Genomic DNA, 25,223 nt, shown 5'->3' with positions numbered 1-25,223 from the left:
GTTATCGAGTCACATTGCCGGTCTGCGGATTAGCGATTCTGGAATAAAGAAAAAAAGCCCGGCATGCCGGGCTTTTTTTGTCTGGCGCACGTGGCTCACCGTCAGCGTGTCAACGCAATGCCCGATTCAGTTGCTGCTCGAAGGCATCGTCGTCGTTTTGCGCCAGCATGATTTCAACTTGCGCCAACGAAGCGCGTCGCATGGGCCGCTCGTCGACGCGATCGAGTGGCGCCTGACGCAAGGCGTCGCGGGGCAGCACGGTGAGATCGAAAGGCAAATTGCCGGCGGCGAACAACAGCACGGGATACTCCGGCTGTTCCTCGCGACTGTTGCGAAGCCTGCGCGTCTGCGTTTCGATCGGCACACCCTGATCGCGAAGATAACGCGCAACGGCATCCGGGTCGTCGCTGAAAACATGCAGGCAAACGGCCGAGTGCGCATCGGCCGTGCCTTCGAGAACGGCGCCAACGAGCCGGGGTTCGAAGTCCGCTAGAAAACGCATCGCCTCTACGGCCGCCTCGCGTCGTTGCTGCAGCAGTTCCGGTTGGCTGTCGGCGAGAAACAGGCGCTGGTGTTCACGCAATGCCTGTTCGATTTCCAGATTGCGCGGCAGCGCCTGCGTATCGAGAATGCCCAGCCGTTCGGCGGCTTTCAGTTTGGCATGGTGGAAATCGCGGATGCCGTGCTCGCTCATCAGGCGGGCGGCTTCCTGGGCTATTCGGACGCGGTTGCGTTGCAGGCGGTCGTGCGCGTGAATGCGGTGATGTTCGCCTCGGGTCATGGCGTGATCCTCGTCGTTCGGTGATCGGCGACAGGTGACGTCCTGCCGCCGATCAATCAGAAGATATCGTAGGCGTGTTGCTGATCCTGGTCCTTCTGCTGGGTGGCCTGAGTACGCAGGCGATCGACGTCCTCCACTTTGAATATTTCATTCATGCTGTTGGGATCATCGGCGGAAGTGGGCAGCCCACTGTCGCGGTTGATCTGTACCGTACTGATGCCGGGCGGCATCGGCAAGGTGTTCAACGGCATGCCCTTCAGCGCCGTACCCATGAAATCCATCCAGATCGGCAGCGCCGCCTTGGCGCCGAACTCGCCGTGGCCGAGCGAGCTGTAGTCGTCGAACCCGACCCAGACGGCCGTGGACAGATCGCCATTGAACCCGACGAACCAGGCATCGCGATGGTCGTTGGTGGACCCGGTTTTTCCCGCCAGGTCGGGACGATTGAGTGCTTTCGCAGCGAAACCCGTACCGCGGAGAATCACGTCTTTCATCAGGGACGTGACCAGGAAGTCGTTGCGCGTGTCGATGACTCGCGGCGCAAGTACTGGCGGATGCGCGCTGTTGCCATGGACGTCGGCCGGCAGCACAGCTTCGCCCACGCCGTCCACGCTGCTGGTCGTCGCCGGCGTCGCTGTGGCGACGTTATTGGCAGGTGTCTTGATCATGTCGGCAGGTGGCGGACCCGGCTGACTGTTGTCCAGCAGGCGCTCCTGGCAATTGCGGCACGCACGCGCCGGATTGGCCTGATAGATCGGCTTGCCGTTTCGGTCATCGATCTCGCTGATGAAGTACGGCGTGACGAGAAAACCACCGTTGGCGAAGACCGCGTAGCCGCGAGCCATGCCCATCGGTGAAACCGACGCGGTGCCGAGCGCCATCGACAAATTCGCCGGCAGCGAATCGAGCGGAAGACCGAAGCGGGTGACGTAGTCGCGGGCGTAGCGCACGCCGATGGCGTCGAGCAGACGCACTGAAACCAGGTTCTTCGACTGCACCAGCGCTTCGCGTAGACGCATCGGGCCGGCGAACTTGTCGTCATCGTTCGACGGTGTCCACACGCCGCCGGGCCGCGATGGATCGGGCAGGGCAATCGGTGCGTCGTTGATGATCGACGATGGCGTGAACCCTCGCTCGAAAGCAGCCGAATAAAGATACGGCTTGAAACTCGAGCCTGGCTGGCGCGCGGCCATCACCGCGCGATTGAATTTGCTGCGCCCGAAATTGAAGCCGCCGACCAGTGCCTGGATCGAACCGTCTTCGGGGTTCACCGAGGTCAAGGCGACCTGCGCCTTGGGTATCTGATCCAGTTGCCACTCGCCCTTGTCATTGTGCGACAGCCTGACAATATCGCCACGCTTGAGCACGCTGGATACGTTGGTCGGCGCCGCTCCGACACGGTCGTCGTTGATGTGCGGACGCGCCCAACTCATCGCCGCCAGATCCAGCGTCACGCTCTGCTGGCTCGACAGATAAACTGTCGCCTGTTTCGTGTCGCTTGCCATCACCAGTCCTGGCTTCAGGCCGGATATCTCGGCGTAGCCGGAAAGCAGGCGATCGTTATCCGCATCGCCAGCGCTTTCGGGCAAATCTTCGTGCGCCTCGGGTCCGCGCCAGCCGTGGCGATGGTCGTAGATCGACAATCCGTCCCGCACGGCTTCCAGAGCCGCTTGTTGCCGCGCGCTCGGAACCGTGGTTTTCACCACGTAACCTTCAGTCAATGCTTCGTTGCCGAGTCTGTCGAGCACCTGACGACGAACCATCTCCGCCAGATATGGCGCGTCGACTTCGATCGGCTGCTCGTGCGGAAACGCATGGTTCGGTTCGGCGACTGCCTGATCGAATACCGGCTTGGTGATGTACTGATGCCGCAGCATCTCACCCAAGACCCAATTGCGCCGTGCGATGGCGCGGGTTGGACTGTTGAGCGGGTTCACGACCGAGGGCAGCTGGAATGTCGATGCAATCAGCGCGCATTCGGCCGGCGTGAGCTGATCGATCGTCTTGCCGAAGTAGTAGGCAGCAGCGGCACCGACACCGTAGGCACGATGCCCGAGAAACATCTTGTTGAGATAGAGCTCCAGAATCTGGTCCTTGCTCAACTCGTGCTCGATTCGCAGCGCGATGAAGATTTCCGCGAGCTTGCGCGAATAGAGTTTTTCCGGGCTGAGGTAAAAGTTTCGCGCGACTTGCTGCGTGATGGTCGAGCCGCCCGGTCCCTTGTCGCCGCCCGTCACGATGACATGCCAACCCGCGCGTGCGATGCCGTGCCAGTCAACGCCAGGATGGTGATAGAAATCCGCGTCCTCCGCCGACAACACGGCGTGTTTCAGCAGATCAGGGACATTCGCAATGGCGACGGGGATGCGCCGCGTTTCGCCAAAGGTCGCGATCAATTTTCCATCCGCGCTCAACACACGCAATGGCAACTGCATGCGCGTGTCCTTGAGTCCCGCCACGGATGGCAGGTTCGGTGCGATCAACCAATAAGCCACACCGACGGCAACGACTGTCAGGAGCAACCCGCTAAAAGCCAGGATCAAAGCCCAGCGCAACAAACGCTTGAAAATTCGCATGGTGTGGAATAGCGAGACCTGAGTCAAAACATGCCAGAGTATAGATGTTGCAGTATTCCTGACATGAGGCGCGGTCGACTCAAGCAAGGGTTGCGCCACCTTGAGGCGATGATCCAAATGTGTTGGGCATCACGCGAATCACATGAGAAAGTTTCCGTAGACCGTTGCCATTGCGTTAATTTTTCGATTTAATGCCACTGCGCATCCCGCCAGGACTCTGGCCAGGGGCGTTAGTGGCAAGGGGGAAACACCGTGGGGCTCTTTACACCCAAGAAGCCGGCGCTGATTGGTGTCGACATCAGTTCGACTGCCGTCAAGTTGCTGCAGCTAAGCCAGGCGGGCGGCCGCTTCCGCGTGGAACACTACGCCGTCGAGCCGTTGCCACCCAATGCCGTGGTCGAAAAAAATATCGTGGAAGTCGAGGCGGTCGGCGACGCCATTCGACGCGCGCTGGCGCGATCGGGCTCCAAGCTCAAGCACGCAGCGGCGGCTGTCGCGGGTTCGGCGGTGATCACGCGCATCATCCCGATGTCGAGCGACCTCTCCGAAGACGACCTCGAAGGCCAGATCCAGGTCGAGGCCAATCAGTACATCCCTTATCCGATCGACGAAGTCAGCCTCGATTACGAAGTGCTGGGTCCGGTTCGCGACAACCCCGACATGAATAATGTGCTGCTGGCGGCATCGCGCACGGAAAACGTCGACATGCGCGTAGCTGCGCTTGACTTGGGCGGCCTCACCGCCAGTGCCATCGACGTCGAAGCCTTCGCGATGGAGAACGCCTTCGCGATGGTGGCCGATCAGCTCAACGTCAGCCGCGATGCACTGGTCGCGGTGGTCGATATCGGCGCCACGATGACCACGCTTTCGGTGCTGCGCAATCAGCGCACGATCTACTCCCGCGAACAGGTTTTCGGCGGCAAGCAGTTGACCGACGAGATCATGCGTCGCTTTGGCTTGTCCTACGAGGAAGCAGGACGTGCCAAGCGCAAGGGTGGTTTGCCCGAATCCTACGAAAGCGAAGCGCTGGAGCCGTTCAAGGAATCGTTGATCCAGCAGATCAGCCGCCTGCTGCAGTTCTTCTTCGCAGGTAGCGAATACAGCAAGGTCGATCAGGTTGTGCTGGCTGGTGGTTGCGCATCGATCGAAGGCCTGGGCCCCATGCTGGAGGAACAGCTTGGCGTGCCTTGCATCGTCGCCAATCCGCTCGCGCGCATGTCGCTGTCGCCGCGCGTCCAGGCACAGGCTCTCGCGCAGGATGCTCCGGCGCTGATGATCGCGGTCGGCCTCGCGCTGAGGAGTTTCGACTGATGGCACACGTCAACCTACTCCCGTGGCGAGCCGCGCGACGCAAGCAGCGCGAGCGCGAGTTCTACATGCAGCTGGGGGCCGCCTTCGTAGTGGCACTTGGTGTGCTGCTGCTGTGGGTTTTCTGGATGGATCAGCGCATCGACAACCAGAATGACCGCAATGGATATCTGCAGACCGAAATAAAAAGTCTCGACGCACGGATCGCCAAGATCAAGGATCTGGAAACAGTTCGCAGTCACCTGCTGGCGCGCAAGCAGATCATCGAGCAACTGCAGGCGGATCGTTCGCAGATGGTTCACCTGTTCGACGAACTGGTGAAAACGATCCCCTCGAACGCACGCCTGGACGCGCTCAAGCAGAACGGCCAGTCCATGTCGCTGGACGGCGTGGCGTCGTCGAACGCCAGTGTCGCCGAGTACATGCGCAACATCGAATCATCGCCGTGGATGGGTCACGCTGATCTGCGCAAAACCGAAAACAGTCACGATTCCACCCGTATGCCTTATACGTTCGGGCTGGACGTTGCACTCAGCCGTCCCAAGGCGGATCAGCCTGATGGTGGTGACGGTTCAGCGGTGCCGGGTGCCAGCAGCACCACGGCAGCTCCTGCGGTTCCTGCGGTATTGGGTTCCATGGCGAAGGCGATGGCAGGCATGCCCGCCAAATCTGCGAGCGTTGCGCCTGCGACGGTACCGGCGAAACCAACGAGCGCGGCTGCCACGGGGGGAGCCAAGCCATGAGTTTGTTCAACGATATTCGCAACCTCGATCGCAACAATGTCGGTGGCTGGCCGCAATCGGTAAAGATTTTCTTCACCGGATTACTGTTTGCCATCGTGGTTCTTGCTGGCTGGTACCTACACGTCAGCGATCAGCAGGACAATCTGGCCTCGCTGGTAGGCAAGGAGGATCAACTCAAGCAGGAGTTTTCCACCAAGCAGGCCAAGGCGGTCAATCTCGAAGCGCTGCAACAGCAGCTCGACGAAATGCAGGACATGCTGCGTCAGTTGCTGCGTCAGCTTCCCAGCAGAACGGAAATGCCCGAATTGCTGGTCGATATCTCTCAGACCGCGCTGTCGGCAGGTCTGGAGAGCGACCTCTTCCAGCCAGGCCCGGAAACTCCGAAGGATTTCTACGCCGAGAAGCCCATCACGCTGCGTCTCACTGGCACCTATCATCAGTTCGGCACCTTCATCAGCGGCGTCGCATCGCTGCCGCGAGTCGTGATTCTCACCCTGCACGATGTTTCGCTGACGCCCAAGACGCCAACCAAGGGCGATGCGCCGGGCGACGGCAGACTTGTGCTCGAAGGAACCGTGAAGACTTACCGCTATCTCGACGATGAAGAAAGCGCCGCCGCTGACAAGGCCAAGGCGGGGGTGAAGAAATGAACATTTTCTCCGCCATCAAACCGTCCCACGCAGTACGCGCGCTAGTGACCCTATGCGTCGCTCTGATCCTCAGCGGTTGCACCCGCGGCATGTCGGATCTGCATGACTGGGTTGCGCAAGAGAAAGCCAAGAAAGGTGCGCCGATCCAGCCGCTGCCGGTTATCAAGACATTCGAAACGTTCAAGTACGAAGATCAGGACAAACGTGACCCGTTCAGTCCGAGTACCACCGAATTGCAGAGCAACGCTTCGACCAGCGGTCCCAGGCCGGATGCCAACCGGGCGCAGCAGCCGTTGGAAAAGTTCGCACTGGACAGTTTGAAGATGGTTGGCACGCTTGGTGCTGGGTCTTCCATGGAGGTGCTGGTCAAGGATCCGGGCGGCGTCATCCATCGCGTGCATACCGGCGAGTACATGGGTCAGAACTACGGCCACGTGACCGCCATCAGTGAAAGCAGCATCGATCTGGTCGAGCTTGTATCCAACGGTAATGGTGGCTGGATGGAACGTCCGGCCAGCATCGCGCTCGACGAGAAATGAGAAATTCAGGGGCTGATGCAATGACCAATCAAATCCAATCCGTCCGGGGCCGTGTCATGCGCCATGCAAGCCGTTACATCCTGATCGGCCTGCTGGTGGCCGGCGCCACCTGGGCCCAGGCCGCAGCGGCAGCCGGCACGACGCTGAAGAATGTCAGCTACGAGGCACTGCCTGGCGGCGCCGTCGAGCTGCACATGGACTTCGGCGGCGGCCCGGTGCCCCAGCCAAAAATCTTCACGACGGGAAATCCGCCGCGCATCGCCGTCGACTTTGCCGATACGGACAACGCCGCGCCGCGCCATCTCGATGTCGGAAAGGGCTCGACCTCGGGGGTTTCCTCGGTGGAAGCCGGCGGTCGTACACGCGTCGTGGTCGAGTTGATGCGCGAATCGACCTATCGCTCGCGAGTCGTTGGTAACAGCCTCATATTGACGGTCAATAACGGTACGTCCGATCAAACCATCACGACCGTGGCGACGATCGATCCGTCCAAGGCCCTGCCCTCCTCGATGGATGGCCCGGCGATTTCGAACATCGATTTCCGTCGCGGGCCCAATGGCGAAGGTCGCGTGCTGATCAGTTTCAGCGGCGGCGGTTCCAACGCGCAGATGACGCACAAGGGTGACAAGGTGCTGGTGAGCATCGATCACGCGAACCTGCCCGCCAATCTTGCGCAACGCCTGGATACGTTGGACTTCGCCACGCCCGTTCAATCGATCGTCACGCGCGCCGGCATGGGTGGTGGCGCGAAGATGGAAATCACGGTCAAGGGAAATGTCGATACATCGGCTTACCAGACCGCCGACCAGTACGTGGTCGAGGTTGCGCCGAAAAAGATGGATGCCAAAGCTGCTGCTGCAGCAAGACCGGGCCAGGAGCCGGGTTACAGCGGATCGCGGGTCACCTTCAACTTCCAGGACATCCCGGTACGCTCCGCATTGCAGCTGATTGCCGACGTGTCGAAACTCAACCTCGTCGCCTCCGACAGCGTCGGCGGCAGCGTGACATTGCGTTTGGACAACGTGCCGTGGGATCAGGCCCTGGACGTGATTCTCCGCGCCAAGAGTCTCGACAAGCGTCGCAACGGAAACGTCATCTGGGTCGCGCCGCAAGGCGAACTCGCCAAGTATGAGCAGGACGTTGCGGACGCCAAGCTCAAGGCACAGGACACTGCCGAGCTGGTCACCGACTATGTGCCAATCAGCTATGGCAAGGCCAAAGACATCGCCACGTTGCTCACAACCGGCAGCATGCAAAGCCAGGGCGGCGGCGGCAGTACCAGCTCCAACACTTCCCGCGGCTTTCTTTCCACGCGAGGCAGCGTGTCCTTCGATGAACGCACCAATACGCTGCTGATCAACGATACGCCGGACAAGATCAAGCAACTGCGCGATCTCATCGCCGTACTCGACAAGCCGGTACAACAGGTGCTGATCGAATCGCGCATCGTGGTGGCCACTGAAAGCTTCACCCGCGACCTCGGTGCAAAGTTCGGCATCGGTGGTCGGCAAAGCAACACAGGTGCCGGTTCCAATCTCGCAAACGGCCTTGGCGGTGGTAACGTCATCTCGATAGGCAGCAGCGCGGCGGGCGGCAGCGCTACCAGTGGTTTCAACGTAAGCCTGCCGGCGAGTCCCGCACAGGGGACGGCCAGCACGCTGGGTCTGGCGATTCTGGGTGCCAACTATTCCGTCGATCTGGAGCTGTCGGCTGCACAGTCCGAAGGTCGTGGCGAAGTGATTTCAAGCCCACGCGTCATCACGGCCAATCAGCAGGAGGCGGTGATTCGCCAAGGCCAGGAGATTGGCTACGTCACGTATCAGAACAGTGCTGGCAGCGCACCGGGCAGCGGTACCGCCACGGTGCAGTTCAAGGATGCCGTGCTGGAGCTGAAGGTGACGCCGACGATTACTGCCGACAATCGCGTCTATTTGGCGATCAACGTCAAGAAGGATGCATTGAACAGCTACATCACCGTGCCAGGCAGCGGCCAGGTGCCGATCATCGATACGCGCGAGCTCAACACGTCCGTGCTGGTCGACAACGGTCAAACGGTGGTTCTGGGCGGCATCTACGAAGTCAACAAGAGCAACACGATTTCCAAGGTTCCCGGCTTGGGTGACATCCCCGGCCTCGGCGTTCTTTTCCGCAGCACGGATCGTTCCGCCACCAAGGCCGAGCTGCTGATCTTCGTGACACCGCGTATTCTGAGCGACACGTTGCAGTAAGTTCTTTGATACGCACACGAAAGAGGCGGCTCCGGCCGCCTCTTTTTTTGTGAGCGCTACATGAGCCTCAAGCCGATTAAACTTCTGGCAATCATGATGGTCAGTAGCATACCGCCGGATTCGCGAAATTCACGCCGCGGCGTTCGACGATCAAGCAACGGAACCCACGATGGATATCCCCGAAACCCAAGCCCCAAGCCGTCTTCAGCAGGCTTTCGCAGAGCTTCGAGATGATCTGCAGCGATGCATCATCGGCCAGCCGCACCTGATCGATTGCCTGCTGATCGCGCTGCTTGCCGATGGACATCTATTGGTCGAAGGTGCGCCCGGTCTGGCCAAGACCACGGCGGTGAAAGCGATGGCAGCGCGCATCGAGGCAGATTTCCACCGCGTGCAGTTCACGCCGGATCTGCTGCCGGCCGATCTCACCGGTACCGATGTCTTTCGCCCTCAAAGCGGCAGTTTCGAGTTCGAGCGCGGCCCGCTGTTCCATAACATCGTGCTGGCCGACGAGATCAATCGCGCTCCCGCGAAAGTGCAATCGGCGCTGCTGGAAGCGATGGCAGAGCAGCAGATCACGGTTGGACGAAACACTTGGCATTTGCCCGAACTCTTCATGGTGATGGCGACGCAAAATCCGATCGAGCAGGAGGGCACGTTCGCCTTGCCGGAGGCGCAGCTCGATCGTTTTTTGATGCACGTGACGATCGGCTACCCGGATGCTGCAGCGGAGCTTGCGATCCTGCGGCTCGCTCGCGAGCAGGCCAGTCGCCGCGCGCATGATGCGACACCTGCACTAGCCTTGCTGAGTCAGGCGGATGTGTTCGCGGCGCGCGACGCTGCGATGTCCGTGCACATGTCGCCGGCGCTTGAGGAGTACCTGACCCAACTCGTGTTGGCTACGCGTGACGCGGGCCGCTACGGCCTGGAGTTGAAGCGCTGGATCGCCTGGGGCGGCAGTCCGCGCGCGACCATCGCGCTCGATCGCTGTTCACGCGCGCATGCGTGGCTCGCGGGTCGCGATTACGTTTTGCCCGACGACGTCCACGTGATCGTGCACGAAGTGCTGCGGCATCGCGTGCTGTTGAGCTACGAGGCCGAGGCCGAAGGCGTGCGGCCGGACCAAGTCATCGATCGCCTGCTGGATCTCGTGCCGCTGCCGTGAGCGTCGTCGCCACACAACGTGTCGATGGCGACGGCCGCACGCGAGTCTCGCTGTCCGAGCTGATCGCCTTGCGCGCGCGCGCCGTGCGCGTGCGCGTCTCGCCGATGCAAAGCCGCGTGGCGCGCAGCGGCCAGCAGTCGAGTCGCCTGCATGGTCGCGGCATGGATTACGCCGAGTCACGCGTCTATCAGGCGGGCGACGACGTTCGTCGCCTCGACTGGCGACTGACCGCACGCAGCGGCAAGTTGCACACGAAGTTGTTTCAGGAAGACCGCGAAGGCTGCCTGCTCATCTTGCTGGACACGCACGACAGCATGCATTTTGGTACGCGCGTGCGTTTCAAATCCGTGCAGGCCGCGCGCGCCGCGGCGAGTGCCGCATGGTATGCATCTCGCGCTGGCGAGCGCGTCGGCATCATGGCCTTCGGCGCGGTTGAACATCTGCTTCGGCCACAGGCGGGCGCACGTGGCGCGCTGTCTATTTGCGGCGCGCTTTCCGATTGGGATGCGTCGCATGAACCGAACAACGCGGAGACGAATGGCTCCGAACCATTGAGCGCCGCGCTGACGCGCGCCGGTCGCTTGCTGCATGGCGCGAGCCGCGTGCTGGTCATCAGCGACGGCATCAGTTGCGACGACGCTTCACGACAACGCTTGATCGATCTTCATCGTCGCGCGTCGGTCAATGTGCTGGTGGTGGCCGATGCACTCGAACTCGCGTTGGCACCACCAGGTCGCTATCCGATGGAACATGCGGGCGAGCGCAGCGATGTCGTGCTGCACTCCGATCGGCAACGAAGCGATTTTCAGCAGGTGCTCGGCGCAGGTCCGGCGCGATTGAGTGGGCTTGCGAAATCGCTTGGCTTGCGTTGCAGCAATATCGACACCACGGTCGATGCTTTCGACGCAGTCACCACGTTGCTGCGTGCGACGGGGCCATCGCGATGATGGGCGCTGCGCTGCCGGCGCAGGGCGCCGCTCCTCAAGGTCCGGTCCTGCGCGACATCCACATGCCGCCCGATCCACCGTGGTGGCCTCCGGCGCCCGGCTGGTGGATGCTTGCAGCGCTGTTTGTCGTCGCGGTTCTGTGCGCTATCGCCTGGTGGCGGCGACATCGACGAAAGCTGGAAGGCCGGGAGCGTGTGCTGGCGGAGCTCGATCGTCTCGTGGATCAGCACGCGCAAAGTGGCGACCATGTCGCGCTCGCCAGCGGGATGCATCAGTTGTTGCGGCGTGTGGCGCGGCGACACGATGCGGCTTCGACACAGCAACGCGGCGCATCGTGGCGTCGCACGCTCGCTCGCATGCCGGTCGACACCGCCACGCTGGATCGCCTGCTCGAACTGGAACAGGTCATCTATCGTCCATCGCATTCGTTCGATGCGGCTGCCGCGGTAAATGCAGTACGACGGTGGATGATCCTTGCGTTGAAACCGTCCGCATGGAAGCAACGCACGGAGCACGCGCATGCTTGAATTTGCATGGCCGTGGATCGCTTTGCTGCTGCCCTTGCCGTGGTTGCTGCGTCGATGGCTACGCCCGGTAGCGCCCGGCGAAGCGCTGTACCTTCCGCATCCCGGTCTGCGCCTGAGCGTGATGGAAGGCAATGCTGCGCATGGCATGACGCCGTGGTTGCTGGCGCTTGCGTGGCTGAGTCTGCTGGCTGCCGCCGCACGCCCGCAGTGGGTCGGCCCGCCACAGGCGCAGCAACGCACCGGTCGTGCATTGATGCTGGCCGTGGATCTTTCCGGCAGCATGCAGACCGGCGACATGCAGCTGGCGGGACAACAGGTCAGTCGCTTCGGTGCGGTCGAAGCGATCGCCGGTGATTTCATCGCGCGACGCAGCGGTGACGAAATCGGACTGATCCTGTTCGGCAGCCAGGCATTTCTGGTGACGCCGCTTACCTATGATTTGTCTGCGGTGCGCGCGCAATTGCAGGGCGCGGCCGTGGGTCTTGCCGGGAGCGAAACGGCGATCGGCGATGCGATCGCGGTGGCGGTGAAGCGTCTGTCGGCGCTGCCGCAACCGGCGCGCGTACTCGTGCTTCTCACCGACGGCGTCAACAATGCCGGCACCATTGTGCCGCGCGATGCAGCCAGGGCAGCCAAGGCGGCCGGCGTACGCATCTACACCATTGGCATCGGTGCCAACCGCATGAGCGTGCCGGGATTCTTCGGCAGCCAAGTAGTCAATCCGTCGGCAGAACTCGATGCCGACATGCTCACCGAAATCGCCACGCAGACCGGCGGCAAATTTTTCCGCGCGGCGGACAGCGATCAACTGGTCGCAGCCTATCGCGCCATCGATGCGCTGGAGCCGATGCAACAACATGGCCCGACGTTGCGACCGCGGCATGAGTTGTTTCGCTGGCCGTTGCTGCTGTCGATCGCGCTGCTGTTGCTGACCATCGTGCCGCGGCAATGGCGCGTGGCAGGTCGACGAGCATGAACGAAGCCCTGCAGCAATTTCATTTCCTGCGCGCGGCGTGGCTGTTCGCGCTGCTGCTGTTGCCGCTTATCGGCTGGTTCGCCATGCGCCGCAGCGCACCGCAACTCGAACTCTCGCGACTCGTCGATGCCGAGCTGCTGCCGCATCTGCTGCGCGGAAAATCCAGTCATCGACACACGCCGGCGTGGCTGTTTACCGCGGGCTGGACGCTGGCTGCGCTGGCTTTGGCCGGGCCGACGTGGAGCCGCGTAGTACAACCGCTGTATGCGAGTCGCGCCGCGCAAGTCGTGGCGATCTCGTTATCGCAACACATGCTCTCTCGCGACGTGGCGCCAAGCCGCATCGATCGTGCGCGTTACAAGGCGCGCGATCTGCTCGGCAGCAATCGCGACGGGCTGAACGCATTGATCGGCTACGCCGGTGAAGCCTTCGTGGTCGCGCCGCTGACCAGCGATGCGGACAGCCTTGGTGATCTGCTCGACGCGATGGCGCCGGACACGATGCCGGTCGATGGCGACAACGCAGCCGCCGCGATCGATCGTGCCGTGTCATTGATCCACGATGCGAACGCGAACAACGGTTCGCTCGTGCTGATCACCGACCAGGCCGACGCGGCCGCCATCGCCGCTGCAGGCAAGGCGAACGCAGCAGGCGTCCACGTCTCGGTGCTCGGTACGGGCACGCCGCAAGGCGGGCCGATACCGGTGGACGGCGGCGGATTTCTGCATGATGCGCAGGACCACATGACGCTCGCGCAGCGCGACGACGCCGCGCTTTCCAGGCTGGCCTCTGCGGGTGGCGGCAGCTATGTGACGATGACTTCGGATCACGCCGATATCGACGCGCTGCACGCGCAGCTGCGCACCGGCAACGCGACAGCCGCGGTCGGGCAGCAAGGCGACGAATGGCAGGATCGCGGTCCCTGGTTGCTGTTGCCGCTGCTGTTGATCGTGGCGCTCGCGTTCCGTCGTGGCTGGCTGCTGCTGTTGCCACTGGTCGTTCTTCCGATGCTGCCCGCCACCGCAGAGGCAACCACCTGGCAGGACTTGTGGAAACGTCCCGACCAGCAGGCCGCACAGGCGCTTCGGGAAGGCCACACGCAAGAGGCGCAGAAGTTGGCGCGCGATCCCTCGTGGCGTGGCACGGCGGCGTATCGCGCCGGAGATTTCGATGGCGCCGTGCAATCGTGGCAGCCAATGTCCGGCAGCGACGCGGCATACAACCTCGGCAATGCGCTGGCGAAGCAGGGGCAGTATCAGCAGGCCGTCGCCGCGTACGACAAGGCGTTGAAGATCGATCCGAATCACGCGGATGCCAAAGCCAATCGCAAGGCCGTGCAGGACTGGCTCGACCAGCAGAAAAAGAAAAAGTCGCCGCAGGATCAACAACAGGATTCGAAGCAGCACGAAGGCGGCAAGGGTGGCTCGAATCAGTCGTCGTCCGATGGACAAGGCAAGGACGGCAAGTCGGATTCGCAACAGCAGGACGACAAGCAGAATCCATCGTCGAAGCCATCGGACAAGCCGGATCAGGATTCAAAGTCCGGGCAGAACGAGGACGGCAAGGATCAGCAGGGCGACACCAAGTCGCAGCCCGGCGATCAACCCAAGCCGCAAACACCGCAGCAACAAGCCGATGAAAAGGCGCGCGCCGAGCAGGCGCAGCAGTCGCTGAAGCAGCAGATGGACAAGGCACTCGCCGCGCAGAAGAAAGCCGGGCAGCAAGCGGCGTCGCCGCATCAGTTGGGCGCCACGTCCATCGACGATCCGAAATCGAAACTGCCCGTCGACTTGCAGCACGCACTGCAACGCGTGCCGGACGATCCCGGTGCGCTGCTGCGCCGCAAGTTCGAACTGGAATACCAGCAGCGCCATGGCAGCGCGCCCAACGAGGATGAACAGCCGTGATGCTCCGCAGATTTCTCGCAGCCTGTGCCGTGATGTTGTGGCTGTTGCCGACACTCGTGCGCGCTGGCGACGTGCAGGCCACGCTGGATCGCAACAGCGTGCAGCTGGGCGAAACCGTGACGCTGAACGTGCGCATTGGCAACGCGGGCGGCAATCTTTCGATGCCCGACCTCAGCGCACTCAATCAGGATTTCGACGTGCTCGGCACGTCGCAGAACAGCAGCTTCAACATCATCAACGGTGGTGCGAGTTCCGAGTTGATCATCGGCGTCACGTTGCGTCCGCGACATGCCGGCACATTGCAGATTCCGTCGCTCGCAGTAGGCAACAACAGTACGGCGCCGTTGCAGTTGCAGGTGGCGCCGGGCCATGGGCCGACAGCGTCGGCAAACGCGCGACACGATATCTTCGTGGAGTCGCAGGTCGAGCCGGCGCATGGCTATGTCGGCCAGCAGTTGAGTTATGTCGTGCGGCTTTATTCCGCAGTGACCATCAGCGCTGGCGCACTTGAGCAACCGCAGGTGCGCGGCGTGGAAGTCAGCCAGCTCGGCAACGACGTGACCTACACGGCGGAGCGCAACGGAACCGCTTACGAGGTGCACGAGCGCCGCTACGCACTGGTGCCGCAACAAGCCGGCCACATCAATATTGATCCAGCGGTTTTCCAGGGCGAAACGGTTGATCCCAACGATCCGAACAGCCTGTTCGGTGCCAGCGCGCCGGTTACCGTCATCGCTGCGCCCATGGCCATCGATATCAAGCCGGCGCCAGCGGATTGGGGCAACAGTGCATGGCTGCCTGCGCGGCAACTCACTCTCAGTCTGGACGGCTGGCCGTCCAATGGCGAATCGGTGCGCGTCGGCCAGCCGTTGAATCTCACGATGAATCTGCAGGCGACGGGGCTTGGATACGACACGTTGCCGACGCTCAGTTTTCCTGCAGTCGATGGCGCCACGGTGTATCCCGACAAACCGGCGACCGGCAATCGTGTCGATGGCGGCTGGATCGTCGGCCGGCGCCAGCAATCGTTTGCGGTCGTGCCCGAGCGCGCCGGCAGCCTGACCATTCCTGCCACCACGCTGAAATGGTGGAACGTGCAAACCGACCGGGAAGAGACCGCGCAGATTCCCGCGCGCACACTGACGGTACTGCCGGCGATCGGTGCTGCTGCCAGCACCGCGCCGACCGCACAGGCGCCTGCCGTGACGAGCTCGTCTTCAACGCATGCGCTGGCGACTGCGACAACGCACGTTGTGCCCTGGCGCTGGATCGCCATCGGCAGTCTCGGCTTGTGGCTGCTCAGCATGATCGCGTGGTTGCTGTGGCGTCGTCGTCGCCTGCCGATGTCGATCGATGCGACGCCACGCGCAACTTCGACGCGCGAGTTGCATCAGTCGTTCCTCGCCGCCGCGCGCGCAGGCGATACCGCTGCGCAGGCGCGTAGCCTGCTTGCCTGGGCGCATGCCGAACGGACGTCCATTCAAAACCTGGGTCAACTCGCAGCTGCGCTCGGCGATGAGAGGCAGCGCGCGGCGATCTCGGTTCTGCAACAGCGCCGATACGCGAATACGCCGACGCCTGATGACAGCGCGATGCTTGCGGATGCATTCCAGCGCGGCTTGGCATGGCGTGTGGATGGCGTGGACGAAAATCCATCCGGGCTGCCGCCGCTGTATCCGTTCAAGCTGCGTTGAGCGCGTTCTCGAATACGGCACGCAGTGTGTCGCTGAAACAGCACATGCGCACCTCAATAGATGGATCGTGCATGAGTTCGTCGCGCAGCGTTTTCATCGCGATGTGTGCAGCACGCTCGACTGGATAACCGTAGACGCCGCAGCTGATCGCCGGAAACGCAATCGTGCGCAGCCCGTGCGCGCGCAACAGTCGCATCGATTCGCGATGGCAGCGTTCGAGCAGTTGCGCTTCGTCGTGTTGTCCGCCTTGCCAGATCGGTCCGACGGTATGGATGACGTAACGCGCGGGCAAGGCGAACCCTTCGGTGATGCGCGCCTCGCCAGTCGGGCAGCGCACGTGCGGCGATGACTGGGACAGCGCGCGGCAGGCCGCCAGCAACGCGGGTCCGGCTGCGCGATGGATCGCGCCATCCACGCCGCCGCCACCTAGCAGCGACGGGTTCGCCGCGTTGACGATGGCGTCCACGTGCTGCTCGGTAATGTCGACCTGCATGACGGTGATGGGCATGGCTTACCTCTGATGCGCGCCGTATGCTTCGGGCGACTGCCCGCAGGCGATGAGGTTGTAACGAATCATGGCGAAAACGGAAGACCTGAAGACGGAAGACATTTCTTTCGGCTACCTGCTTAGCGACGTGACGTTGCTTTTCCGCAAGCATTTCGACCGGCGCGCCGTGAAATTCGGGTTGACGCGCGCGCAGTGGCGCGCGACCAAAGTGCTGTTTCATCGCGAAGGTTTGCGCCAGACCGAGCTCGCCGATTTTCTGGAGATGGAACCGATCGCCGTGGGTCGCGTGATCGATCGCCTGCAGGCGGCCGGCTTCGTCGAGCGTCGACCCGATCCGAAGGATCGTCGTGCATGGCGTCTTCACACGACCGAACAGGCGCGTGGAATCATCGACGACATGGAGCTGATCGCGCGCGATTTGCGCAAGGACGCTACCGCGGGCATCGCTTACAGCGAATTGCAGCAGGCGTTGGCAGTCATCGAACGGATCAAGGACAATCTGCAATCGCTTGAGCAGTCGTCCATCAACGACGGGCCGTAATGGAAGGTCATCACGCTCAAGTCTGCGCGGACGCAAAAACTTTCGATCGATGCGGTGGGCGACGCGCGGCAGCATGCATCGCGTCCACGGGTAAACGTATCGGTTGTTGCGACGTTTAAGATCGTTTGTGTCGCGGATGGCGAATCCCCATCGCCGCTGCACCATCGTGATCCCTCAATGCGCGTGATGTTGCCGCGGGTCGTGCAACGAAACGGCGAGTATCAGACGCATGTCCCTGAAAAAATTTCTGTTGATCGTCATCGTGCTCGCCGCGGTCGCCGCGGCGGTGTTCTGGTTCGAGCACCATCACAACGCAGCGGACAGCAAGCCGAAGACACCGCCAGCGGTGCCGGTGAAAATTGCCGTGGCGACGCGCAGCGACGTCGATCTCTCGCTCAAGCAGGTCGGCAGCGTCGAGGCTTATTCGACGGTCACCGTCACCTCGCAAGTAGACGGCCAGATCAAATCGCTCGCGTTCGTGCCGGGCGCGCATGTGCGCAAGGGCGATCTCATCGCGCAGATCGATCCGCGACCGCTGCAGGCGCAACTCGACGAAGCGCGTGGCACGGTCGCGCGTGACCAGGCGAACCTGGTGAAGGCCAAGGCCGATTCCGCGCGCTACACCGCGATGCTGGCGAAGGGTTTCGTTTCGCGTGCCGACTTCGACACCTTCAAGGCCAACCTCGGCGTGGCCGCGGCGACATTGCAATCGGATCGCGCAGCGCAGGAGCTGGCACAGACGCAGTTGGGATTCACGCGTATCTACGCGCCGTTCGACGGCGTGCTCGGCGCGCCGCTGGTTTATCCGGGCGCGGTGGTGTCGGCGAACAGCACCGGCATCGTGGTGCTCAACCAGATCGAGCCGATCTGGGTGGCGTTCGCATTGCCGCAGGACAGCCTGCCAGCTGTGCGGCAAGCGCAGGCGCGCGGCGTGGTGAACGTGCTGGCGCAAATGGATGGCGACAAGAGCAAGCCGATCAGCGGCACGCTGGAATTTGTCAACAACGCGGTCGACACCACCACCAGCACGATCACGTTGAAGGCGCGCTTCGACAATACCGATGATCGCCTGACGCCGGGACAGTTCGTCAACGTGACGTTGCCGACCACGCGCATCGCCAACGCGATTTCGGTGCCGGTCGTGGCGCTGCAGAATTCGAGCACCGGCGCCTTCGTGTTCGTGCTCAAGGCTGACGGCACGATCGAACAACGCCCCGTGACGCCTGGCACCGCCACGGCCGACCGCCAGGTGATCGACAAGGGCCTGGCTGCCGGCGAACAAGTTGTGGTGGATGGCCAGATGCAACTGGTCAACGGCAGCCACGCGCGCGTCAGCGCGAACTGAGGGCGGCGCATGAACCTGCCGGAACTCTGTATCCGCCGACCGGTGATGACCACGCTGCTGATGACGGCGCTGCTGGTGTTCGGCATCGTCGCGTATCCGCAGTTGCCGGTGAACGAATTGCCGAACGTGGATTTCCCCACCATCAGCATTTCCGCGAGCCTGCCCGGCGCATCGCCGCAGACGATGGCGTCCGCCGTCGCCACGCCAATCGAGGCGCAACTGTCGACCATCGCCGGCATTACGCAGATGAGTTCCACCAGCGCGCTCGGTTCAACCAGCATCACGCTGAGCTTCGATCTTGATCGCAGCATCGACGGTGCAGCGCAGGACGTGCAGGCGGCAATCTCCGCCGCACAACGGCAGCTGCCGACCAACATGCCGACGCCACCGACGTTCCGCAAGGTGAATCCGGCCGATGCGCCGATCCTGTACATCGCGGTGACATCGTCCACGCTGCCGCTGTCGAAAGTCGACGATTACGGCGAGACGGAACTGGCGCAGCAGTTGTCGATGATCGACGGCGTGGCGCAGGTGAGCGTGTACGGTTCGCAGAAATACGCGGTGCGCATCAACGTCAATCCGGACAAGCTCGCCGCTGCGGGCATCGGCATCGACCAGGTGCAAAGCGCAGTCGCGGCGGCCAACGTCAATCAGTCGACCGGTTCGCTCTACGGTGCGAAACAGCAGTTGCCCGTGACAAGCGACGGCCAGCTGATGCGCGCGGCCGCGTACAACAATGTCGTCGTCGCCTATCGCAACGGCGCACCAGTGCGGTTGAGCACAATCGGCCACGCCGACGACAGCGTGCAGAGCGATCAGACCGCGAGCTGGTACAACGGCGAGCGCACCATTCTTCTGGCCGTCCAAAGGCAACCCGGTGCAAACACGGTCGACACGGTCAACGAGATCAAGGCGCTGCTGCCGAGCTTCTCCGCCACGTTGCCGCCGTCGGTGAAACTCAACGTGCTCTATGACCGTTCGAGTTCGATCCGCGATTCGGTGAACGACGTGCAGTACACGTTGCTGCTGGCCGGTTTCCTGGTGGTGCTGGTGATCTACCTGTTCCTCGGAAATCTGTCGGCCACGCTGATTCCGGCGGTCGCGCTGCCGATCTCGGTGATCGGCACGTTCGGTGTGATGTTTGCGCTGGGCTACAGTCTCGACAATCTTTCGCTGCTGGCGTTGACGCTCGCCGTGGGCTTCGTGGTCGATGACGCGATCGTGATGCTGGAGAACATCATCCGGCACATGGAAACCGGCATGTCGCCGTTCGATGCCTCGGTGAAAGGCGCCAACGAAATCGGCTTCACCATCATCTCGATGACGCTGTCGTTGATCGCGGTGTTCATCCCGGTGATGTTCATGGGCGGCATCGTGGGCCGGCTGTTCCACGAGTTTGCGGTGACGATCAGCGTGGCGATCCTGGTGTCCGGCATCGTCGCGGTAACGCTGACGCCGATGCTGTGCAGCCGCTTCGTCAAATCACACGAGCACGAAAAGAAAAACTGGGTGATCGAGCGTTTCGATCGCGGCTTTACCGCCGTCACCAACGGTTACACGCGCACGCTCGAATGGAGCATGGCGCGGCCGCTGCTGATCATGGGCGTGTTCGTGGCGAGCCTTGCGGCGACGGTGCTGCTTGCGATGGTGGCGCAGAAGGATTTCATTCCCGCCGGCGACTCCGGCCAGCTTCGCGTGAACACACAGGGGCCCGATGGCGCATCGTTCGACGCGATGGTGGCGAGTCAGCAACGACTGGCAGCGATCGTCGCGAAAGATCCGAACGTCGGCTCATACATGTCCACTGTGGGCGCGGGCGGTTCGCGTTCGACGGTCAACAACGGTTCGATGCTGGTCGTGCTCAAGCCGGCCAGCCAGCGCGCCGTGCCCGACGTGATCATGGCCGAGCTGCGCAAGAAATTCGCGCAGGTCGCGGGCATCCAGGCGTTCATCCAGAACCCGCCGGCCATCCAGATCGGTGGGCGCCAATCCAATTCGCAATATCAGTACACGCTGCAGTCGACCGATCTCGATGCGCTGTACACATGGAGCGGAAAGATCACCGATTCCTTCAAGAAGCAGCCCGGGTTTCTCGATGTCACCAACGATCTGGATCTCAACAGTCCGTCGATGGTGGTCGAGGTCAATCGCGAAAAACTGGCGCCGCTCGGACTCACGATGGCGCAGGTGCAGACGGCGCTCGGCACGGCATTTGGTACCAATCAGATTTCCACGATCTACAGCGCGGCCACGCAGTACTGGGTGATCATGCAGGTCGATCGCCCGCTGCAGAATGATCCGGCCGTGCTGTCGAAACTCTACGTCACTTCGAACAGTGGCGCGCTGGTGCCACTGGATACCGTGGCCAGTTTCAAGCGCGAGCCGCAGGTGCTCACGGTGAATCATCAGGGCCAGTTGCCCGCGGTAACGGTGTCGTTCAACCTGGCGTCGGGCGTGTCGCTGAGTGATGCGGTCACCAGCATCAACAACGCGATGAAACAGATGGGCCTGCCCGACACCATCACCGGCAGCGTGCAGGGTACGGCGCAGGCATTCCAGCAATCAATGAACGGCATGGGCCTGCTGCTGGCGCTGGCGGTCTTCGTGATCTATCTGGTGCTCGGCATCCTGTACGAGAGTTTCATCCATCCGCTGACGATTCTCTCCGGCCTGCCGGCGGCGGGCGTGGGCGCACTGCTTACGCTGGTGATATTCCACGCCTCGCTGGATCTGTTCGCCTTCGTCGGCATCATCATGCTGGTCGGCATCGTGAAGAAGAACGCGATCATGCTGATCGACTTCGCGTTGGAGCGACAGAACGCCGAGGGCATGGCGCCGCATGATGCGATCTTCGAGGCATGCAAGGTACGCTTCCGCCCGATCATGATGACCAGCATGGCCGCGTTCGCAGGCACATTGCCGATCGCGCTCGGCATCGGAGCAGGTGCTGAAACACGACGTTCGCTCGGCCTGGCGGTGGTCGGCGGCCTGATCGTTTCGCAGATCCTCACGCTGTACCTGACGCCGGTCATCTACGTCTACATGGACCGATTGCAGCAGCGCCTGACCCGCCATGGCAAAAAGGCACCGGTCGAGACCGCACACGCCAACGGAACCCCATAAATAAAAAAGGCGACCTCGCGATCGCCTTTTTTCAAGAACGCAAACCGCTCGCTCAGTCGCCCGCGCCATCACCAGAAAACGCATTCGGAGCCGAACCGAAATCGCCATCGGCTTGTGCGGCGAGGTACGAGAACGTGGCGTACACCGCGACGTTCTGCGCGAGCTCTTTCGGCTCGATCTTGTCGAGCGTGTCGTTGGCGGTGTGATGCCAGTCGAAATAGTTGGTGCCGTCTTGCGTCAACGTCAGCGCCGCCATGCCCTTGCCATGCATCTGCGAGAGATCCGAACCGCCGCCACCGGGACGCGTTGCGTCATAGGCCACGCCGATCGGCGCTAGCACCTGTGCGATCTGGTTAATCGCGTTGCGCGCCTGCGGCTTTACGCTCGCGCTCATGCGCCACACCGGGCCGGCGCCGAAGTCGGATTCGGTGCCGAGCTGAAACCGCGCGACCTCCGATGCATGCTTCGCCGCGTAGGCGCGTCCGCCCCACAGGCCCATTTCCTCGTTGGCGAAAGCGATCACGCGGATCGTGCGATCGGGACGATTCGGCAGGTCGTGAATCAGTTTTCCCGCGGCCATCGCGATGGCTACGCCGGCGCCGTCGTCGATCGCGCCAGTGCCCGGATCCCACGAGTCGAGATGGCCGCCGATCGCGACGACCTGATCAGGATATTTGCCGCCGGTGATTTCGCCGATCACGTTGGCGCCGGTGTACTGGCCCTGGATGCCGCAATCGAGATCGAGCTTTACCGTCACCGGTTTGCCATAAGCGAGCACGCGTTCAAGCTGGTCGGCATCGGGATTCGAAAGCGCTGCGGCCGGAATGGCTTTTGCTGGATCCCTGAAGCCGGTGACGCCGGTATGCGCGATGCGCTCGTTGGCATCGGTGCCGACTGATCGCAGCAGATATCCGGCGGCGCCCTTGGCTGCCGCGATCACCGGCCCGGCCGTGCGTATGGCCGAACCCGCGCCGTAGTCGTGACCGTCCTTCGCGCGCTGCATGCGAAAACCGATATAGACGATGCGGCCCTTGATGCTGGCCGCGTCGGCCGCTTTCAATGCAGCGAGGCTGTCGAATTTCACGACCTGCGCAGTCAGTCCGCCTTTCGGCGTGCCGGCGGAATAGCCCAGCGCGGTCAGTACCAGCGGCTGCGCGAACGGCGACACGATCGCGCCGTGTTCGCTGCGGCGAACCCATAGCGGATACGTCACCGCCTCGGTGTAGACCTTGTCGTAACCCAGCGCCTTGAACTTGGCCACAGCCCATGCGCGTGCCCGTGCATCGGCGGCGCTGCCGGCGAGTCGCGGGCCGATCTCGGTGGTCAGCGAGGCAACGATGCGATAGCCGGTGTCATCGGTGATCGCCTTGTCGCGCAGCTGTTCGGCCGTCTTTACGGCCGAAGCCGGAATCGAGGTATCGGCTGCGGCGCTTGCCGTGCCGGTCGCCAGCAGCAGGCTTGCCGCGAGCATTGCGAAAGAAAGTTGACGCATCAGAAAACTCCTCGGACGAAAACCCGATGATGGCAATGGCACGGCATATCGCGCAGGCGAGAAGTCATGGTGGAAGCGACGTCGCGCACGAAGGTGTCGGGAACGGGCGACTGGGGCAAAAGCAGCGTGCCGATGTTGTGCACGCACGCTTGGGCCATGACTTGCGTGCGGCCTAACATTCCCCGTTCCCACTCTCATTGCGTGCGATGACGTCTCGCCGCCTCAGCAACAAACTCAGGAACGCTCTTTCAGCAGGTCGCGGATTTCCGTGAGCAGCTTCTGGTCGGCCGTGGGTGCGGCGGGTGCGGCATCCAGTTTGCGCGTAAAGCGGTTCAGTGCCTTGATCACCAGGAAGATCGCGAAGGCGATGATCACGAACTGGATCAGCGTATTGATGAAGGCGCCATACTGGATCGCCACTTCGGCGACCTTGTGCGCAGGGTTGCTCGCATCGGCGGGTCGCAATACCCATTTCAGGTCGGAAAAATCGATGCCGCCGGTGATCCAGCCGATCGGCGGCATGATGATCTGGTCGACCAGCGAGGTGACGATCTTGCCGAACGCGCCGCCGATCACCACGCCGACGGCGAGGTCGACGACATTGCCACGCATGGCGAAATCACGGAATTCCTTGAACATGCCCATCTTCGGTACCCCCATCGGATTGGTCGGGACAACGCGTTGAATGTAGCGCGATGCCGGATCGGCGGACAGCACAAATACCGAATCGGCGGGTATAAGGCGATATCGGGATCAGACGATGCGACCTTCGAACTCCGCGATGCCCACGAGTTCGGCGTGGAAACGGTCACCGCGCTGCAATGCGGCCACACCCGCCGGCGTGCCGGTGAAGATCAGGTCGCCTGCCTTGAGTTCGAACAGCGTCGAAAGATGCGTGATGATCGCATTCACGTCGTGGATCATTTCGCCAAGCTTGGTGTGCTGTCGCGGCTGGCCGTTCACGCTCAGCCGCAAGATGGTCTCCGCCGAAGGCGCGCCCGCGCTCGCCGGGTGCAAAGCGGATACGGGCGCCGAATGGTCGAAGCCCTTCGCGATGTCCCACGGATGACCCTTGGCCTTGGCCTGCGCCTGCAAATCACGCCGCGTCAGGTCGAGGCCCACGCCGTAACCGAAGATCAGCTCCGCCGCATGTTCCGCGGCGATGTTGCTGCCGCCGCGCGCGAGCGCAACGACCATCTCCACCTCGTGATGCAGATCGTCGGTGGCTGTGGGGTAGGGCACGTCCGCGCCGTCACTCACCACCGCGTCGGCCGGCTTGCAGAAAAACATCGGCGTCCCCTTGTCCACTGTCGCGCCCATTTCCTTTGCATGGTCGGCGTAATTGCGTCCGATGCAGAACACGCGGCGGATTGGAAAACGTTGTTCGCTGCCGGTGACGGGCAGGCTGGGTGTCGCGGGTACGTCGATGATGTAGGTCATGCGGCAAGCCTAGCAAACCTGCCGTCGGCGTCGTGCATCGACGCGATGAATCTCAGGATCGATGCGGCCGGAACACGATGTCGAACACCGGTTGCCATTGCGCGCTATTGTCGGATGACTGCCTGGCGATTTCCCGAACGCCATGGCCTTGCGCCTCCCAGCTGACACGCATCAGCACGTGTTTGCGCGTATCGATGCCGCTCAACACGATCCGCCGACCTTGCTGCGTGCCTTCCATTACCAGCAGTCCGCCACGATTGGTGACCCAGCTCTGATGCCAGACTTTGCGGCTGGCGTCGTAGGTGGTAAAGCTCTGGCCGTGGAGACCATCGAACTGATCGTAGTCTTCGCGCAGTACGCAGCCATCGAGAATCGCGTCGACATGATTGCGCGCGATGGAAGGCTTGTTCGGCGCGTCGCTGTCGAAGGTGTCCCAGTCGCCAATCCAGAAATCGAATTGCCGATATACCTCGGCACTGCATGAACCTGATGGCGAACGGCTCGCAGCCTGTGCCGGCAAATTCGACAACACCAGCGCAATGTTGATGACCACGAGCGCGGAGAGAAACAATTTCGACATGATGCGGTTCCGGTGTGCCAGGCCTGCAAGACGCCCATCGTGAGCGTCGCGAGCAATTTTCCGCCGAGGCTGGCGCGAGTCAACGGCCAATGCGCCCGCATTCATCGGCATCCAGCCAGACCAATTTCCGATGTGACATCTGTCATCGGCGAC

Annotated in this window: 21 protein-coding genes; 14 read left to right on the top strand and 7 right to left on the bottom strand. The window is 62.2% G+C overall.

Annotated features, from left to right (window positions below):
• Positions 1–109: 109 nt before the first annotated feature.
• Positions 110–781, bottom strand: a complete 672-nt coding sequence (locus tag GSQ73_RS01250; RefSeq protein ID WP_158880180.1) for a hypothetical protein — start codon at positions 779–781, stop codon at positions 110–112.
• A gap of 56 nt (positions 782–837) precedes the next feature.
• Positions 838–3,357 carry a penicillin-binding protein 1A gene (locus GSQ73_RS01245; protein WP_158880177.1) on the bottom strand — a complete coding sequence of 840 codons (2,520 nt, stop codon included), beginning with the start codon at positions 3,355–3,357 and terminating at the stop codon, positions 838–840.
• 252 nt (positions 3,358–3,609) lie between these two features.
• Here GSQ73_RS01245 and GSQ73_RS01240 point away from each other — a divergent pair, with 252 nt between their 5' ends.
• The 11 genes from GSQ73_RS01240 to GSQ73_RS01190 all read left to right on the top strand — a co-directional run bounded on the left by GSQ73_RS01240 (position 3,610) and on the right by GSQ73_RS01190 (position 16,041).
• On the top strand, positions 3,610–4,668 hold the full coding sequence (locus GSQ73_RS01240) for a pilus assembly protein PilM (RefSeq protein WP_158880175.1): 1,059 nt from the start codon (positions 3,610–3,612) through the stop codon (positions 4,666–4,668).
• The gene (locus GSQ73_RS01235; protein WP_158880172.1) at positions 4,668–5,408 is read left to right on the top strand and encodes a PilN domain-containing protein; all 741 of its coding nucleotides are present in this window, start codon (positions 4,668–4,670) and stop codon (positions 5,406–5,408) included. The genes GSQ73_RS01240 and GSQ73_RS01235 overlap by 1 nt, the downstream gene beginning before the upstream one ends.
• The gene (pilO, locus tag GSQ73_RS01230; protein WP_158880169.1) at positions 5,405–6,058 is read left to right on the top strand and encodes a type 4a pilus biogenesis protein PilO; all 654 of its coding nucleotides are present in this window, start codon (positions 5,405–5,407) and stop codon (positions 6,056–6,058) included. The genes GSQ73_RS01235 and pilO overlap by 4 nt, the downstream gene beginning before the upstream one ends.
• Entirely contained in the window at positions 6,055–6,597 is a 543-nt protein-coding gene (locus GSQ73_RS01225) for a pilus assembly protein PilP (RefSeq protein ID WP_158880166.1), read from the top strand. Before pilO ends, GSQ73_RS01225 begins: the two co-directional genes overlap by 4 nt.
• Before the next feature lie 56 nt (positions 6,598–6,653).
• Entirely contained in the window at positions 6,654–8,825 is a 2,172-nt protein-coding gene (locus GSQ73_RS01220; protein ID WP_158880163.1) for a type IV pilus secretin PilQ, read from the top strand.
• A gap of 169 nt (positions 8,826–8,994) precedes the next feature.
• Positions 8,995–9,990, top strand: coding sequence for a MoxR family ATPase (locus GSQ73_RS01215; protein WP_158880160.1), 996 nt, complete (start codon positions 8,995–8,997; stop codon positions 9,988–9,990).
• Positions 9,987–10,937: a DUF58 domain-containing protein gene (locus tag GSQ73_RS01210; protein WP_158880157.1), complete on the top strand. Its 951-nt coding sequence runs from the start codon at positions 9,987–9,989 to the stop codon at positions 10,935–10,937. Before GSQ73_RS01215 ends, GSQ73_RS01210 begins: the two co-directional genes overlap by 4 nt.
• The gene (locus tag GSQ73_RS01205) at positions 10,934–11,464 is read left to right on the top strand and encodes a DUF4381 family protein (protein ID WP_158880154.1); all 531 of its coding nucleotides are present in this window, start codon (positions 10,934–10,936) and stop codon (positions 11,462–11,464) included. Before GSQ73_RS01210 ends, GSQ73_RS01205 begins: the two co-directional genes overlap by 4 nt.
• Positions 11,457–12,440 carry a VWA domain-containing protein gene (locus GSQ73_RS01200; protein ID WP_158880151.1) on the top strand — a complete coding sequence of 328 codons (984 nt, stop codon included), beginning with the start codon at positions 11,457–11,459 and terminating at the stop codon, positions 12,438–12,440. Before GSQ73_RS01205 ends, GSQ73_RS01200 begins: the two co-directional genes overlap by 8 nt.
• A complete protein-coding gene (locus GSQ73_RS01195; RefSeq protein WP_158880148.1) occupies positions 12,437–14,347 on the top strand; it encodes a tetratricopeptide repeat protein in 1,911 nt (636 codons plus the stop codon). The genes GSQ73_RS01200 and GSQ73_RS01195 overlap by 4 nt, the downstream gene beginning before the upstream one ends.
• Positions 14,347–16,041, top strand: a complete 1,695-nt coding sequence (locus GSQ73_RS01190; RefSeq protein WP_254063273.1) for a BatD family protein — start codon at positions 14,347–14,349, stop codon at positions 16,039–16,041. Before GSQ73_RS01195 ends, GSQ73_RS01190 begins: the two co-directional genes overlap by 1 nt.
• Here the strand turns inward: GSQ73_RS01190 and GSQ73_RS01185 are convergent.
• The gene (locus tag GSQ73_RS01185; RefSeq protein ID WP_158880146.1) at positions 16,028–16,549 is read right to left on the bottom strand and encodes an O-acetyl-ADP-ribose deacetylase; all 522 of its coding nucleotides are present in this window, start codon (positions 16,547–16,549) and stop codon (positions 16,028–16,030) included. The two genes, GSQ73_RS01190 and GSQ73_RS01185, sit on opposite strands and share 14 nt — an antisense overlap.
• A 67-nt stretch (positions 16,550–16,616) precedes the next feature.
• Between GSQ73_RS01185 and GSQ73_RS01180 the strand changes: the two genes are divergently transcribed.
• From GSQ73_RS01180 to GSQ73_RS01170, 3 genes are all read left to right on the top strand, one after another.
• Complete coding sequence (locus GSQ73_RS01180) at positions 16,617–17,090, top strand: MarR family transcriptional regulator (RefSeq protein ID WP_158880143.1); 474 nt, start codon at positions 16,617–16,619, stop codon at positions 17,088–17,090.
• Between the two features lie 229 nt (positions 17,091–17,319).
• Positions 17,320–18,435 carry an efflux RND transporter periplasmic adaptor subunit gene (locus GSQ73_RS01175; protein WP_158880140.1) on the top strand — a complete coding sequence of 372 codons (1,116 nt, stop codon included), beginning with the start codon at positions 17,320–17,322 and terminating at the stop codon, positions 18,433–18,435.
• 9 nt (positions 18,436–18,444) lie between these two features.
• On the top strand, positions 18,445–21,558 hold the full coding sequence (locus GSQ73_RS01170; RefSeq protein WP_158880137.1) for an efflux RND transporter permease subunit: 3,114 nt from the start codon (positions 18,445–18,447) through the stop codon (positions 21,556–21,558).
• A gap of 52 nt (positions 21,559–21,610) precedes the next feature.
• Here the strand turns inward: GSQ73_RS01170 and GSQ73_RS01165 are convergent, their stop codons facing one another.
• The 4 genes from GSQ73_RS01165 to GSQ73_RS01150 form a co-directional block, all read right to left on the bottom strand.
• Entirely contained in the window at positions 21,611–23,050 is a 1,440-nt protein-coding gene (locus tag GSQ73_RS01165) for a M20/M25/M40 family metallo-hydrolase (RefSeq protein WP_158880134.1), read from the bottom strand.
• A gap of 234 nt (positions 23,051–23,284) precedes the next feature.
• Entirely contained in the window at positions 23,285–23,695 is a 411-nt protein-coding gene (gene mscL, locus GSQ73_RS01160; RefSeq protein WP_158880132.1) for a large-conductance mechanosensitive channel protein MscL, read from the bottom strand.
• Positions 23,696–23,803: 108 nt separating this feature from the next.
• Positions 23,804–24,490, bottom strand: coding sequence for a fumarylacetoacetate hydrolase family protein (locus GSQ73_RS01155; protein ID WP_158880129.1), 687 nt, complete (start codon positions 24,488–24,490; stop codon positions 23,804–23,806).
• Between the two features lie 52 nt (positions 24,491–24,542).
• Positions 24,543–25,070, bottom strand: a complete 528-nt coding sequence (locus GSQ73_RS01150; protein ID WP_158880126.1) for a hypothetical protein — start codon at positions 25,068–25,070, stop codon at positions 24,543–24,545.
• Positions 25,071–25,223: the final 153 nt, after the last annotated feature.

This window comes from Rhodanobacter sp. L36 (assembly GCF_009765755.1).
GTDB lineage: Bacteria > Pseudomonadota > Gammaproteobacteria > Xanthomonadales > Rhodanobacteraceae > Rhodanobacter.
Note: the sequence above shows the minus strand (reverse complement) of the source record. Positions and strands in the feature narration are given on the sequence as shown.